The sequence below is a fragment of the Vibrio scophthalmi LMG 19158 genome, from assembly GCF_000222585.1.
Taxonomy (GTDB): domain Bacteria; phylum Pseudomonadota; class Gammaproteobacteria; order Enterobacterales; family Vibrionaceae; genus Vibrio; species Vibrio scophthalmi.
On record NZ_AFWE01000229.1, the window covers coordinates 1 to 13,477 of the forward strand.

The 13,477-nt window shown below is 42.3% G+C and carries 13 protein-coding genes; 6 read left to right on the forward strand and 7 right to left on the reverse strand.

The window, feature by feature from the left end; translation table 11 throughout:
- Positions 1–48: 48 nt before the first annotated feature.
- From RH88_RS22360 to RH88_RS22370, 3 genes are all read right to left on the reverse strand, one after another.
- The gene (locus tag RH88_RS22360; RefSeq protein WP_005600310.1) at positions 49–408 is read right to left on the reverse strand and encodes a DUF805 domain-containing protein; all 360 of its coding nucleotides are present in this window, start codon (positions 406–408) and stop codon (positions 49–51) included.
- Between the two features lie 467 nt (positions 409–875).
- Positions 876–1,562, reverse strand: a complete 687-nt coding sequence (locus RH88_RS22365; RefSeq protein WP_138944317.1) for a tRNA (adenine(22)-N(1))-methyltransferase — start codon at positions 1,560–1,562, stop codon at positions 876–878.
- Between the two features lie 234 nt (positions 1,563–1,796).
- Positions 1,797–2,363 carry a copper resistance protein NlpE gene (locus RH88_RS22370; RefSeq protein ID WP_005600312.1) on the reverse strand — a complete coding sequence of 189 codons (567 nt, stop codon included), beginning with the start codon at positions 2,361–2,363 and terminating at the stop codon, positions 1,797–1,799.
- A gap of 602 nt (positions 2,364–2,965) precedes the next feature.
- Here RH88_RS22370 and RH88_RS22375 point away from each other — a divergent pair.
- Positions 2,966–3,556, forward strand: coding sequence for a hypothetical protein (locus RH88_RS22375; RefSeq protein ID WP_005600313.1), 591 nt, complete (start codon positions 2,966–2,968; stop codon positions 3,554–3,556).
- Between the two features lie 129 nt (positions 3,557–3,685).
- Here RH88_RS22375 and RH88_RS22380 read toward each other — a convergent pair whose 3' ends face one another.
- From RH88_RS22380 to RH88_RS22390, 3 genes are all read right to left on the reverse strand, one after another.
- Positions 3,686–4,402, reverse strand: a complete 717-nt coding sequence (locus RH88_RS22380; RefSeq protein WP_005600314.1) for a YebC/PmpR family DNA-binding transcriptional regulator — start codon at positions 4,400–4,402, stop codon at positions 3,686–3,688.
- A gap of 85 nt (positions 4,403–4,487) precedes the next feature.
- Positions 4,488–4,697 carry a DUF3283 family protein gene (locus tag RH88_RS22385; protein ID WP_005600315.1) on the reverse strand — a complete coding sequence of 70 codons (210 nt, stop codon included), beginning with the start codon at positions 4,695–4,697 and terminating at the stop codon, positions 4,488–4,490.
- A 149-nt stretch (positions 4,698–4,846) separates the two neighbouring features.
- On the reverse strand, positions 4,847–5,044 hold the full coding sequence (locus tag RH88_RS22390) for a hypothetical protein (protein ID WP_005600316.1): 198 nt from the start codon (positions 5,042–5,044) through the stop codon (positions 4,847–4,849).
- A gap of 370 nt (positions 5,045–5,414) precedes the next feature.
- Between RH88_RS22390 and RH88_RS22395 the strand changes: the two genes are divergently transcribed.
- The 3 genes from RH88_RS22395 to RH88_RS22405 are packed head-to-tail and all read left to right on the forward strand — an operon-like array spanning position 5,415 to position 7,662.
- A complete protein-coding gene (locus RH88_RS22395) occupies positions 5,415–6,263 on the forward strand; it encodes an ABC transporter ATP-binding protein (protein ID WP_005600317.1) in 849 nt (282 codons plus the stop codon).
- Positions 6,260–7,192, forward strand: coding sequence for an ATP-binding cassette domain-containing protein (locus RH88_RS22400; protein ID WP_005600319.1), 933 nt, complete (start codon positions 6,260–6,262; stop codon positions 7,190–7,192). Before RH88_RS22395 ends, RH88_RS22400 begins: the two co-directional genes overlap by 4 nt.
- On the forward strand, positions 7,189–7,662 hold the full coding sequence (locus tag RH88_RS22405) for a hypothetical protein (protein ID WP_040758069.1): 474 nt from the start codon (positions 7,189–7,191) through the stop codon (positions 7,660–7,662). The genes RH88_RS22400 and RH88_RS22405 overlap by 4 nt, the downstream gene beginning before the upstream one ends.
- A gap of 349 nt (positions 7,663–8,011) precedes the next feature.
- Here RH88_RS22405 and RH88_RS22410 read toward each other — a convergent pair whose 3' ends face one another.
- On the reverse strand, positions 8,012–9,982 hold the full coding sequence (locus RH88_RS22410) for a replication initiator protein RctB domain-containing protein (protein WP_005600321.1): 1,971 nt from the start codon (positions 9,980–9,982) through the stop codon (positions 8,012–8,014).
- Between the two features lie 1,246 nt (positions 9,983–11,228).
- Here RH88_RS22410 and RH88_RS22415 point away from each other — a divergent pair.
- Both RH88_RS22415 and RH88_RS22420 read left to right on the forward strand, forming a co-directional pair.
- A complete protein-coding gene (locus tag RH88_RS22415; RefSeq protein WP_005600323.1) occupies positions 11,229–12,446 on the forward strand; it encodes a ParA family protein in 1,218 nt (405 codons plus the stop codon).
- 7 nt (positions 12,447–12,453) lie between these two features.
- A complete protein-coding gene (locus tag RH88_RS22420) occupies positions 12,454–13,425 on the forward strand; it encodes a ParB/RepB/Spo0J family partition protein (protein ID WP_005600325.1) in 972 nt (323 codons plus the stop codon).
- Positions 13,426–13,477 lie beyond the last annotated feature (52 nt).

Sequence of the window (13,477 nt, forward strand, 5' to 3'; positions counted from 1 at the left end):
GCTGATGCTCGCCTTTTTCATACTAATCTATGATGCAAAATCACATAACTAGATAAACATGCCATCCGAACCTTTTGGATTTGGACCGTACTCGTTATGGCCTGGTGCACTGTCGCCTACCATGAAATAAATCAGAACCAAGATACCGATGATTGGGATCAAGCTAATCAATAACCACCAGCCTGTGCGTCCAGTATCGTGCAAACGGCGAACACCCACAGCAATACTTGGAATAAGTACCGCTAAGCTATAAACAAAGCCCAATACAACCGTACCTAAAAGCCCATCAACGAACCCTAGTAGCAAGGTAAAAATAAGGTTAATTAAAAAAAACATCCAATATTCTTTGCGTCTTGAACGACCACTAAATACGGCATATTTTTTTAATACTGCAAGATACCATTCCATCTATTTACTCCTAGTTGCATTAACGTTTTAAACTGATCTTATAAGTATGTAAGCCATGACGAGCGTTGGTTATTATCGTATGGGTTTTATCACTGATAAGTTGTACTTCTTTGTAGGCCGTAATCTATAGTGAGGCCCAACTAAATTAAAGCACATCCAACAAAAAACTCGTCTGATATCAATAATATTACCGTCTATGCCGCTTCAATTCAGCAGCTCAATTAATATGTGCAAAAATGATAGTTGCTATGAGTGCATGCCAATTCAATCAACATCACTTCAACATTTAATGAATCACGAGAGGAAAAACATCATCGGCAAGGCCACGGATGGCATCGCTTTTCAGGTACTCGCGTTTTAAACGAGCCCTGCCGAAGAGGTAAACTGGGAGCTGGGTGCTGATATCAAAAATACCAGAGTAATTTATCAGAAAATCAGTACTTTAATTCACTATGCAATGAAATCGTTCAGTCAACCTCTGCATATTCAATAGTGACCGCCTGATAAGCATGAACAATATGAGCAACGTCTTTGCTTTGTTGCATTCGGCTATAGTGCTCGAGAGTCCTAGCCAGATATTTAGTTGCCACAAGAGATTGCTCTTCGCAATTAGGTTGCCAAATGAACTCACCCACAGCATGGATCTTACGTGTCTTATCAGGCACAGAAGAAACCAGTAGGGTCTCATAGAAACGTTGGTTATCTTCCACCAGGGTTTCTTTATACAAACTAAAATCAAGCTTAATCAACGTTTGTCGTAGCGCGTAATGATGGTGAACGGGACACAATAGAAAATCGATTGCCAGCTGCGGGAAAGCCGTATGAATCTGCTCAACAAATTGCATCATCAGATCCCCACCTACTCCAGCAATGATCACCAAGTGCCGGCCTTGATACTGTTGTAATGGCAAGGTAGCAACATCAATACAGTGCGTATGCCATTGGGAGATGGAATGTGGGTAAAAGCGTTGTAGGTTCGCAGTAACCTCTTGCATCAATTTCGGTACAATATCGACAAAATGGACGTGTTCTGCGGCCTGACGCGACAGTAATGTCATGCCAAGGAAACCATGATCACAGCAGCAATCCCAAATATGGCTATAACCACTGCCCACCATTTGATCAAGGTGCTTTAATCTTTTACTCAGTTTCAAGGAACATTCCGCCGTCATTATAAAATCCGGCGTATTGTAATGTTTTTCTGTGTTTTGGCTAATGTTACTTTGCTATTACGTTGTCAATATAACTTCACCCTTTCGAGCCATAGAACACAGGGGCACAGCTCTATCGATGAGACAAGAAAAAAGCAGCCCACAGGCTGCTTTTAAGATTTTATCGTCTATCGATTTAAGCGATTGAGTGTAATAAAAACACTCGTCAATCACCCATTATTCTTGTTGTACTAATGTGTAATTGTCTGCCATCGGGCCTTCGACTTTATTACCATCAACATCCAGCATCATAAGGGCGTTTTCAGCCACAAAGAACTGTAGTGAGCCATCCTCCTTAGATAGCGTGACAGTGTCACCCTTGCTATTCCAAATAAACTCACCGCTTGATTTATATTCGCCTTCTTTGCCTTTACCAAGATAGTTTTGATCGTACTCGTACGTGCCATCAAAATTAAGCGTTAATGACGTTGCGATACCTGAACAATCTGCGCATGGTAATGTGCCGATGTATAAACCTTCCCAATCAAGAGAATTGCGCGCACTATGCTGCAAACGACCTTCCGCAGAACTGACCGCTTCCTCAGGTCTTACAACGCTGCTACTGGCTTCAGACAAGGTCGAGCTTGCTTGTGATATCGTTTGAACACCATCGGTAACATCAACGGTCACATTTTCCGTCACTTGCTCCGCTGGGGCTTGTGAGAGAGGCTTTTCTGGCGCTTCATCTTGGCAACCCGCTAGAACGAAAACAGCACTGCTTAGAATTAATAGTGTTTTATTCATCTTTCTTCCTTATTCAACGAATCAGATATCGTCTTCTAATATTAGAAGTGTTTGAGCCAATTACGTCAGAACAAACACAATTTATTGATCCGCGTTTGTCAGAAGAGGCTGAATTTAATGGTTTTTTATAAACCTTACCTTCATATTTCTATCACTTTAACGCTGAATACAGATGGCGTGCAACTAACGATAACTGAATATTATTTTTTATTTTCAGTATGTTAATTACCTTTACACTGTAAACTGACAAATAATTCCATCAAGTTAAAAAGCATGATTAGCCCAATAACGCCTTCATATCATTAATCTTAAGCAGCTTGGCCATAACTCGCCCCTACTTTTCAAACAAACGCGTGTCTAGGCGAGATTCTAAAACCATCTGCGACGAGACATACTGGAAAATTGAGTCGTTGGGCAGTTCATCATAGTGAGCCCATCTCGATCAACATCTTACAAATAAGACTTTTCCAAACATTTGTCTGTAAGTTTTTTGCTTCACTCTAACTTCCATAATCAATATGGAAACTTCCTACTGATTACATTGAACCGTTATAAAAATAACCATATTTTCTGCCCTATTACACTATTAATAGGATGTCGATATGAATAATCTCTCTACATTTTTTATATTGTTCCTCGTCGGATGTAATATTGAATCGATGGAAAAGACTCAGAATCCACAGCCAGTGCGTCCAATAGTGATAGATAAAACAGCTGAGCTCATTGAAGAATTGAAATCTCAAGCAACCATCGACGAGCAGTTTAACGTTATCTATGAAAACTTCGATCATCTGCTTGATCGGAGTGACTCGATAATCGGCCCTGATGAAAACAATGATGGAATACGAGATGACATTGAAGCCTTTATCAACGCTTTGGAGATCACAGAGCCGATTCGCAATGTACTAAAGCAAAATGCTCGTTATCAACAAGAAAACTTAAATTATGACTTCAGTGATAAGAGCGATGCAAACGCCAGAATAGCTTGGGAAATTAGCCGAAAATATGACAAGGTTATCGCCTGTAAAGCCTTTCTAGGAATTTCAGTTGATGACATAATTGATACATCGAGAACAATTGTGGCGTTAACCTACAACACCAAAGCGCGCACCATCGCATATTTGGCTTACAACCGCCTTCTTGATGGTTCGACGTATACTCCTCTCGAGTATGAGGAGCAATATTGTGAGTAAAAGACTAAACGCTCACCAAGAAAATGACTTCAAATAGAAGAATCATTAACTATATAAGTACCTTCAAGGTCTATTTACAAAAAAGGCTTCGCAGTGCGAAGCCTTTTTTATACCAATTCAGCGCGAAGATTAAACTTCAGCGTTGTGGTAAACCTGTTGAACGTCATCACAGTCTTCTAGAAGGTCTAGGAACTTCTGGAATTTCTCTTGGTCATCTGCCGAGATTTCTGTGTACGTTTGAGGTACGAACGTGATTTCTTCAACGTCTAGCGTTAGCTCTGGGTATTCAGCTGCTAGTGCTGTTTTCACTTTGAAGAACTCAGTGTTAGGTGCGTAAACAGTGATTACGCCATCTTCTAGTTCGATATCAGCAACATCACAATCCGCCATCATTAGGGCTTCAAGTACTGCTTCTTCATCTTCACCTTTAAACTGGAATACAGCTTGGTGATCGAACATGTGAGATACCGTACCCGCAACACCAATTTTAGCGCCTGTTTTTACGAAGCATTGGCGAACATCTTGGAACGTACGGTTGCCGTTGTCAGTAAGACAGTCAACGATCACGCTAGCGCCACCAGGAGTGAAACCTTCGTAACGAGCTGGTTGGTAATCTTCACCGCCGCCGCCATTTGCTTTATCAAGCGCTTTCTCGATAACGTGCGCAGGAACTTGGTCCTTTTTCGCTTTCGTGATCAAGTGACGTAGTGACAAGTTCATGTCTGGATCTGAACCGCCATTTTTGGCGCTCATGTAAATTTCTTTACCGTACTTGGAATAAACTTTAATTTTTGCGCCTGCAGTTTTCGCCATAGAGGCTTTGCGCACTTCAAAACTTCTTCCCATTGGGATGTTCTCTCTAATTTCAATTTAACGCGAGGGATTCTAGCAAAAAATGAGGGCTTTTCAATTTCGCCTCATTTGCTTTGGGTCACGCGATGCCCATCATTCGTTTGTATTTCTCAACACTTTGCATAAACCAAGTGCGTTCTACTTCATCAACCAGTTGGTTCGCCTGTTGTACTATCTCTTCAGGGCCAGATTTCGCCTCTCGAAGCTTCCAGACCAAAAATGAGGCTTGCTTATCTAGCTCAACCTTATTTTTTTCATCTGCGGGTAGCAGCGACAAATTCACCGACATAGTAAGATCTCGAACAAAAAAAAATACAAAGCGGAAATATAGCACATAAGAGCGCAATGTTGAGAGAAGAAAACAGTGGTCAGATCAAAAACAACAAAGGGTGGCTTATAGATTAGCCACCCTGTTTACAAGTATATGCAATTAACGACTTAGTGAAGTAAGCCCAGTTCCTTTGCTTCTTCAATGGTTAAGCCACTTTCACGAATCTCACGCAACATTTCGATGCGGCGACGCGCTTGGGCAGTTTTGACAACTGTCACTGGCTTTAACGATTCAACTTCTTCCGTGAAGTCCCACTTATTTGCAATACTTGTCATTTCATCATGGTCGATAGAATTGATGGACATAGGAAACCTCCGAACAAACCATGCTAGGGACGCCCTAATCTTTAGCAAACTGAACCCTAGCTTGTTAAGTAGATTCGTTCGGGAATGTGATATCGCTAATAGTTCAAAACAGAGATATGAAAATCGGCTTTTTTTATTTTGCGCCTAATGAAATTGCGCAGTACAGTTAAAGGCTCCGCTGAAAATACTCCCTTTGTTCTAGATCATCTCAAGCACAAATAATCACCATTACTTCGATTAAATCCTTTCGTTCTTCCCAAGGGTTTTTGCGACTATTTTACGACCAACTTCACTCTTTTATACCAGACTTCTTTTCTCGTTCGAATTAAGAGTTAATGATAATCATTATCTTTATCATGTGAGAATCGTTATGAGTGACCAAACTCTTCAGCATGCTTTTCATGCTGACCCCATCATTAAAATTCGCAACTTATGCGTCGATTACATTACCGATACTGGCGATTTTAACGCCGTCAAATCGGTCAGTTTTGATATTGGCAAAGGTGAAATCTTTGGCCTAGCGGGTGAATCAGGCTGTGGTAAGAGTACCATTGCTTTTGCCATTAACCGTTTACATAAGCCGCCAGCCTTTATCTCAGCAGGACAAATTCACTTTGAAGGTCGTGATCTGCTGAAACTTTCGGATAAAGAGATTGGTGCAATCCGCTGGAGTGAGATCGCCATGGTTTTCCAAAGCGCCATGAACTCTCTCAACCCTGTGCTTCCAATCAAAGAACAATTTGCTGACGTACTTCGCCATCACCGTGGCATGAACGAAGAGCAAGCGACCAAACGCGCCGAACAATTGCTCGATTTGGTCAATATTCCTCGTGATCGTCTGTCTGAATATCCCCATCAATTCAGTGGTGGCATGCGCCAACGCTTAGTGATTGCGATCGCGTTATCGCTCAATCCCAAGCTGATCGTCATGGACGAACCCACGACCGCATTAGATGTAGTGGTACAACGTGAGATTTTGCAGCAAATCTATCAACTGCGTGAAGAATTTGGTTTCTCAGTCCTGTTTATCACCCACGACTTGGCGCTGATGAGCCAATTGTGTAACCGTATCGCGATCATGCGCCATGGTGAAATCGTTGAAGTGAACAGCTCGAAACAGATCCGCAATAACCCACAACATCCGTATACCCAAAAATTATGGGCCTCTTTCCCGAATATCCATGAAGGGAAGCACTCGACTGAAGGAGCAATGGCATGAGCGAACCAATCATTCAACTCAACAACGTCGTGAAGGAGTTCACCATTGGCGGTGGCTTCTCTTCTGTTGAGCGCTTTAAAGCCTTACAAGGCGTCAGCTTTGACATCCACAAAGGCCGCACGCTCGCTTTAGTGGGCGAATCAGGCTGTGGTAAAAGTACCTGTGCCCGCTTAATGACTAAGGTCTACCCTGCGACAAGTGGTGAGATCCTCTATCATGGCAAAAATATCAATGACATCCACAGTCGTAAAGAATTGCTCGATTATCGCAGTAAGGTTCAAATGGTCTTTCAAGATCCGTTTGGTTCACTCAACCCAACTCATACCATCGAGCATCACTTAACTCGTCCTTTGAAGATCCATAAACAAGTAAAGCGCGATAGTGATATCCCTGCACGCCTGCAAGAATTGCTTGAGCTGGTGGAACTCGCGCCGGACACCTTAGGTAAATATCCTCATGAGCTGAGTGGCGGCCAGCGCCAACGTGTGAATTTAGCGCGCGCCCTCGCAGTCGGCTCAGAAGTGATACTGGCAGACGAGCCAACCTCTATGCTGGATGTCTCAATCCGCCTAGGTGTACTGAATCTGATGCAACGAATGAAAAAAGATCTTGGTATCGGTTTTCTCTACATCACTCATGATCTTGCGACCGCGCACTACATCGCAGAAGAAACTGCAGTGATGTACAAAGGCCAAATTGTTGAATGGGGAGACACTCAAGCGATCCTCACCAACCCACAACATCCTTACACCAAGCTATTGATCTCTGCGGTGCCAGATCCCGATCTTCCATTTGGTCATTTGGTCGAAACTGAACCAAACTATTCAGTAGAGGCCGATCAAATTCGCGCAACCAGTGCGATTGTCACCCAAGGCGTGAACCAAGTCGGACCGAATCACTTTGTAAAACAGTTGGTTGAAGCTGCATGATGAAACTAGATACGTGGGTAAACGAGATCAGCGATTGGCATCAAACCCGAAAGCATGATCAAGAGAAACATCTTCAAGTATTGATCCTCAATGTACCCGATGCGGTATGGGGGCCATCGATCACCGAGCTGCAAAGTAAGGCGATCGCGTGTTGGCTCGACGGTTGCCTACGTATCTTTCATGCTTTTCGTTACCAGGATCCGAAGCTGGCTTACCAATACCTTCAATTGGCATACGCCAAGCTGCAAGCAACGGTAAGCCAACCAATGGCGGAAATCGAACTCAAAGATTGGTCAATGAAGCGTATGCAGCATTTAACGGTGCTGTCTTTAGAGTTTTGTAATCAGCAACAACAGCATCAGTGGCAGCTTGAATCAAATAAGATTGTCGAGACACATGTGGAGTTCATGGCAGCTCATGCCTGGAATGAAGAACGAAAGCATGATCAAGGATCGCAACGGTTGCATTAACTTATCGCTAAATGATCGAATGTTGCCTTGATCATCGTTCCGTTTTTTGCTTCATGCGTCCGAATGAACACTGGGCTTAGCGACTACTTACCAAGATGAGGCTCTCATCTCGATGGGAGAAATTAAGCGCAAAAAAAAGCGAGTTCAAAAGAACTCGCCAAACAATTCAGAATGAATGTAACAAATATATGAGCCAATCTATTGAGACTATTTCAATCTCAGGTTTCATCAGAAAGGACAAAAGGTTGTCTATTCGCCTTCATCATAACGTGCACTGTTGACGTTATGTCAGTGTTTTGTCAGTGGAATGTACTAAAACTGTCTGTTTTTTCTACAATCCACTTCAAATCTAAATCGCCACTTCATCCAAAGCACGGAATACACTTTCATCCAAGTGACCATCCATCACTTGTTTACACACTTTACGGCGAACCGCTAAGCCGGCGATCAGACGCTCGATCGATAAATGTTTGTTCTCACTTTGTGCGTTATACAGTTCGATCATCTTACTTAATGTCTCATAAGGGATCTTATCGTTACCAACACGAAGCCAGTCAAGCTTGTCTATGAGCTCCAGACACTCTTCTTTGATTGAGTTGTGTGAATGCCCTGTCATAGCCGCTAAAGCGCCTATACTGCGTTCTAGGGCCTCTGCTGAGGTATATTTGGATAAGGTTATGGTAATTTCATCCGCATTTATCTCTACAAGGTGCTTACGTTGCTTCACTCGACGGCCTAAATGACCTTTTGGCGAACGCTCTTTGCGCTGTATAGGCTCAAATTCACCATCGATAATTTGCGACAGTTCATCCAATTGCTGGCGCGTGACCATTTCGTTGCGAAGTGGGTTCGGCAAGGTTGGCGCCATATTGCGTTTACCAGCGTTAGTGGTGCGAGCACGTGAGTAACGTAACACCTCTTCAACATCGCATTTAATATCGACGTGATAATCTTTGATCTTATCTTTGTCGATCATTGCACTGATCGTTAAGTGGTAACCCCAAAGGTTAACCACAAAAAGATCCTCTCCCCCTTTACCATCGGATAGGCGTTTCAATTCACGGATCAGATCCATCGAGAAACGACGCCATTCAATGTTACGCGCTAGTTTTTGGTTGAGCTCACTTAACAACATTGCATCGGTATGGCGGCGAGACATACGACTACGGAAATAGCTGTACAACTGGAATACCAAGGTGTGTTGTTTCAAAATTTCTGGTGGAAAAAGGAAGAAATAGTCGCGTGTTAGCAGTTCCTCATAGAACGATGGCTCCCATACCAGGATATACAGGTTCGGTTTTATGCGTATTTCGCCGTCAGAGCCCTCTGTAGGGGCTTCTTCCGATGCAGTAATGGTACGAGCTATAAAACGGAAACGATCGCTCTTAAAGCCTTCTGGCATGTTCTCGCTGAGCCAACGGCCTGTCAGTTCATGCAATTGAAAATCGGTAAATTCGATACGATCAATACTATCGCGAATTGAATCACGCGCCGGACCACTATCCTTCTTGCCACGCAGCGACAAAATATCAGTAATGTAGAGCGGTGTTTTATTCGGAACGTGTTTTGCGTCTAACTGATATTGATGCTGATGATGATCGTGGTATTGCACTGTCAGCGTAAACAACGCAAATAGGGTCATGAGATCGTCAACAGTCATGATGTTTTTGGATGATCTTGTTTCGATCACTGCGCGTGTACCTGAGATCGAAACCATCGATTTTTGGTAGTTTTTACGTGTTCTTGGTGGCGCTAATGCTTGATCGATAATACCTGCCCAGTTGGTTGGTGAAACGATAAATTGATCCGCTTCATCTTTCATTGCTGGTGGTGTATTCAAGCCGTATTCATTCAGTAAGCGTTTATTCACTTGTGTTTGAGCAAGTGCTTTTGAACGTTTTTTCTTTTCCGATTGTTTCACGCTTTCGGTGACTAGGCTCGTTGCACCCAGTGCTGAGATAAGTTTATTGGGATTAACAAACTTATGTAGCATGGTTTTTCCTGCAAGCCCTTCTTCAAAACGAACGGGGATTTGATCGAATAACCCAACGGTAACCGCCGCTCTTAATCGTTGTTGAATGGCGGCGCGTGTGATCTGACCATCTGTCGCATCGATCAATTCTGTTGTGGAGACCAAACCATCTTTGCTTGAAAAGCCTCGTAAAGAAATGAGATTTAAAAGTTCTACGATGCTTTTTGTGACACCTTTGAAATGTTGGTATTGCTCGATCCAATCAACTGCAATTTCAGACACTTCAAATAAGTGTCCATCTTTGTGGCTGCGAGGGTTTTTGATCAGTATTTTTTGTTCAGAACTCATTTTTGATCCGTGTCACAGAAGCCGTAATATCGCTATAGTTCCGAAAGAATAAAGAAAAAGAGATCATAAAGAAAGAAAAAACTTATTGCTCTTTTAAACTGATCTTTATGATTAAACTGATCTTAATTGATTATATGATCTAATGATCTGGTCGCTATTTTGCTTGTAAGCTACTGAAGTTTAAGTGGTATTTTTTTGATTCGTGAAAGCATGATCAAGTAGGAGTCGAAAACATGATCATTGTATTAGTGAAAGCATGATCAAATTTAATCGAAACGATGATCATCCCTACTTCGAACCAATGATCAAACAAACGCTTGAAGCATGATCAACGTTAATGCACATGTTATCCACAGACCGATTGGGCGCAAATTAAGCATATGATCGTGTTCATCGTTGCTGTGGTGTTTTTTACCGTAACGATGATCAAGGTAGAACGATCCTTTTTGCTGCTTTGTTTATTTTATCATCACTTTAGTAAATTGAAATACAATTCGATTGTGATTATTCACACTTAACCACGGGGAATAAACGCTACGAAAGCATGATCAAGTAATGTTGATTATTGGCCTGACCAACCCCGTGTTCGTCGTATTGTCGTATTATTGGCTTAAATCGCCCGTTAAGCCTTAGTTCATCAGCATTCTTCCGTAATTTACCCGCGAATTTACATGCTTCCGAACGCTAACTTGCCTTGATCATTGATCCATTTAACGATCTTGCTTGATGGTGATCCCTGGAGCGCTTTTTCCTGGTTATATTTCCTTGATCATGTTTCCATAGCGTCGCTATTTAACCGAAAGCATGATCATCAGTGTATCCTTGATCATGCTTTCGTTAACCGTAATGCTCTTTCCAAACTAAATCCTTGCTGTGACTGAGTTCGTTTCGTGTTGTGCTGGTCATTTTCGATCTCTAGTCCAGTAATTATTGTGGTTCGATTTACATCGCCCGTAATTTGTGGCAAGAAACTAATCGTTCCGAGAAAAGAGATGATTTTAGCGTTGAAATCCGTTTTTACATTGTAAATAAGTGACGGTGTAACCATTTAAATCTGCGGCTTTTCACTTGTAATGCCACACAGAAAATAGAGCATTTTTTGAGTGGTTTTTACTATAATTCACTTAAACGATATATTGTTCTCATTTTAATGTGATGGCTATCTATAAGTGAATGTTCACCTTTTTATTGTTAAACGGATATAGTGCTGTACAATAGTGACAGTTACTAATAACGGAATTTGGCAATGAAAAGAGAACAGACAATAGAGAATCTCATTCAGCTTGCGGAGAAAACTGCACAGGTTCAAGCAGACCGTATTGAGATTGTATTAGAAGAGCGCAGTGACGACCATTTCCCACCGATGTCGAAGGCATTGATGGAAACTCGCTCAGGTTTGACTCGCCGTAAACTAGACGATGCAATTAGTAAGTTGGAAGCAGAAGGCCACCAGTTTACTAAAAATAATGCAAACCATTATTCGATCTCGCTGCAAGAAGCTCATATGCTGATGGATGCTGCGGGTGCGCCAAAGTTCTATGAACGCAAAAAAAATGTTGAGAACAAACCATGGATTATCAACGTACAGAACCAAAAAGGTGGTACGGGCAAATCTATGACGGCGGTGCATCTAGCTGCGTGCATGGCATTGAATTTAGAAAAGCGTTACCGTATCTGCCTTATCGACCTTGATCCACAAGGTTCATTACGTCTATTTCTTAACCCTCAGATCAGTTTAACTGACCACGATAATATCTACTCAGCTGTCGATATCATGTTGGAAAATGTTCCTGAAGGGGTAGAGATTACGAAAGAATTCTTACATCGTAATGTCTTACTACCAACGCAATATCCGAACTTAAAAACCGTCTCTGCTTTCCCAGAAGATGCGATGTTTAATGCGGAAGCGTGGCAAAATCTGTCACAGAATCAGTCGTTGGATATCGTAAAACTACTGAAAGAGAAGTTGATTGATAAGATTGCTGATGACTTTGATGTGATCATGATTGATACCGGCCCGCACGTCGATCCACTCGTATGGAATGCAATGTACGCGTCAAACGCACTGTTGATTCCATGTGCTGCGAAGCGTTTAGACTGGGCTTCTACGGTTAACTTTTTCCAACATCTACCAACCGTTTATGAAATGTTCCCTGACGATTGGAGTGGGTTGGAGTTCGTCCGTTTGATGCCAACGATGTTTGAAGATGACAACAAGAAGCAAGTTTCAGTTCTGACTGAAATGAACTATCTATTGGGCGACCAAGTGATGATGGCGACCATCCCACGTAGCCGCGCATTTGAAACTTGTGCCGATACTTACAGCACCGTATTTGATTTAACGACCAGCGACTTTGAGGGCGGTAAAAAGACCCTTGCAACGGCTCAAGACGCCGTACAAAAGAGCGCACTAGAACTAGAACGAGTACTGCATAGTTACTGGTCTTCACTAAACCAAGGGTAATTGGCTCATGGCAATTAAAACTTCAGATTTAAACGCAAGACTGTTTGGTAAGACCAATAAACGTCGTGCGACGACGCCTCAAGAGGCACAACAAGCGGCTAAAGCACAGGCTCAGGTAATTGAGCTAGCGGTTGCTGGTGAAGATATGGTTGAATTCGAACTGCTTCGTATTGAAGCGGATCAGGTTGAATCACAAACGGTCGTTTTTGCAGAAAATGCTCGTGAACAATCATTTTTGAATGAACATGCTTTGTCAGATGTTTTAGTGACGTTACGTGAACGTGGGCAGCAATACCCAGCTGTCGGACGTATGCGTGAAGACGGAAAAATTGAAGTGCTTGATGGCAGTCGCCGTCGTATGTCTTGCATTTTAGCAGGCAAAGCCTTCCTTATTTACGTCGCTCAAAACATTAATTCAGAGCATGCTAAATTCCTTTCTGACGTTGCGAATGCACACAAGCCGCTTTCTCTTTTTGAAAAAGGCAAAGAGATGCAGGCGAAATTGGACAGTGGCGAAGCTGAAGATCAAAAAGCATTAGCAAAAATTTTCCAATGCAGTGAAGCGTTGGTGAGTGGTGCGTTGAAAGCGGCAGATTTACCGCTCGAACTGTTACAAGCATACCCGAACGTCGCGGATTTAGGTCGCCCAACAATCGTTAAATTGCATAAGCAGTTTAGTCAGCTTAGCCATGCTGATAAAGGTATGTTGCTTAAGAAGTGCCGTGATGAAGACAGCTACGCATGGCAACGTAGCGAAGCACAAGGTGTTGCGCGTATTACTAAAGATGTTTCTGAGATGATTGAATCTTGGGTTGAAGAGTTGATGCCAGCGAAACGTCCAGTCAGTAATAAAATTGATCTTGTCAAAGGTCGTGTTAGTTACAGTCGTAAAGGCAGTAATTTAGCGCTTAATTTGAAAAAAGTGGACGATGAAACACTAAAAGAAATCCTTAGTTTCATTGAAGACAAGTTCAAATAGTATTACTTGGTCTGGTTTCTTCATTTTTTTTAAAGCCGCTTTAGCGGCTTTT

Coding starts and splice junctions, on each gene's coding strand:
- RH88_RS22360 (WP_005600310.1), bottom strand. CDS start 408: ATGGAATGGTATCTTGCAGTATTAAAAAAATATGCCGTATTTAGTGGT.
- RH88_RS22370 (WP_005600312.1), bottom strand. CDS start 2,363: ATGAATAAAACACTATTAATTCTAAGCAGTGCTGTTTTCGTTCTAGCG.
- RH88_RS22375 (WP_005600313.1), top strand. CDS start 2,966: ATGAATAATCTCTCTACATTTTTTATATTGTTCCTCGTCGGATGTAAT.
- RH88_RS22380 (WP_005600314.1), bottom strand. CDS start 4,402: ATGGGAAGAAGTTTTGAAGTGCGCAAAGCCTCTATGGCGAAAACTGCA.
- RH88_RS22385 (WP_005600315.1), bottom strand. CDS start 4,697: ATGTCGGTGAATTTGTCGCTGCTACCCGCAGATGAAAAAAATAAGGTT.
- RH88_RS22390 (WP_005600316.1), bottom strand. CDS start 5,044: ATGTCCATCAATTCTATCGACCATGATGAAATGACAAGTATTGCAAAT.
- RH88_RS22395 (WP_005600317.1), top strand. CDS start 5,415: ATGAGTGACCAAACTCTTCAGCATGCTTTTCATGCTGACCCCATCATT.
- RH88_RS22400 (WP_005600319.1), top strand. CDS start 6,260: ATGAGCGAACCAATCATTCAACTCAACAACGTCGTGAAGGAGTTCACC.
- RH88_RS22405 (WP_040758069.1), top strand. CDS start 7,189: ATGATGAAACTAGATACGTGGGTAAACGAGATCAGCGATTGGCATCAA.
- RH88_RS22410 (WP_005600321.1), bottom strand. CDS start 9,982: ATGAGTTCTGAACAAAAAATACTGATCAAAAACCCTCGCAGCCACAAA.
- RH88_RS22415 (WP_005600323.1), top strand. CDS start 11,229: ATGAAAAGAGAACAGACAATAGAGAATCTCATTCAGCTTGCGGAGAAA.
- RH88_RS22420 (WP_005600325.1), top strand. CDS start 12,454: ATGGCAATTAAAACTTCAGATTTAAACGCAAGACTGTTTGGTAAGACC.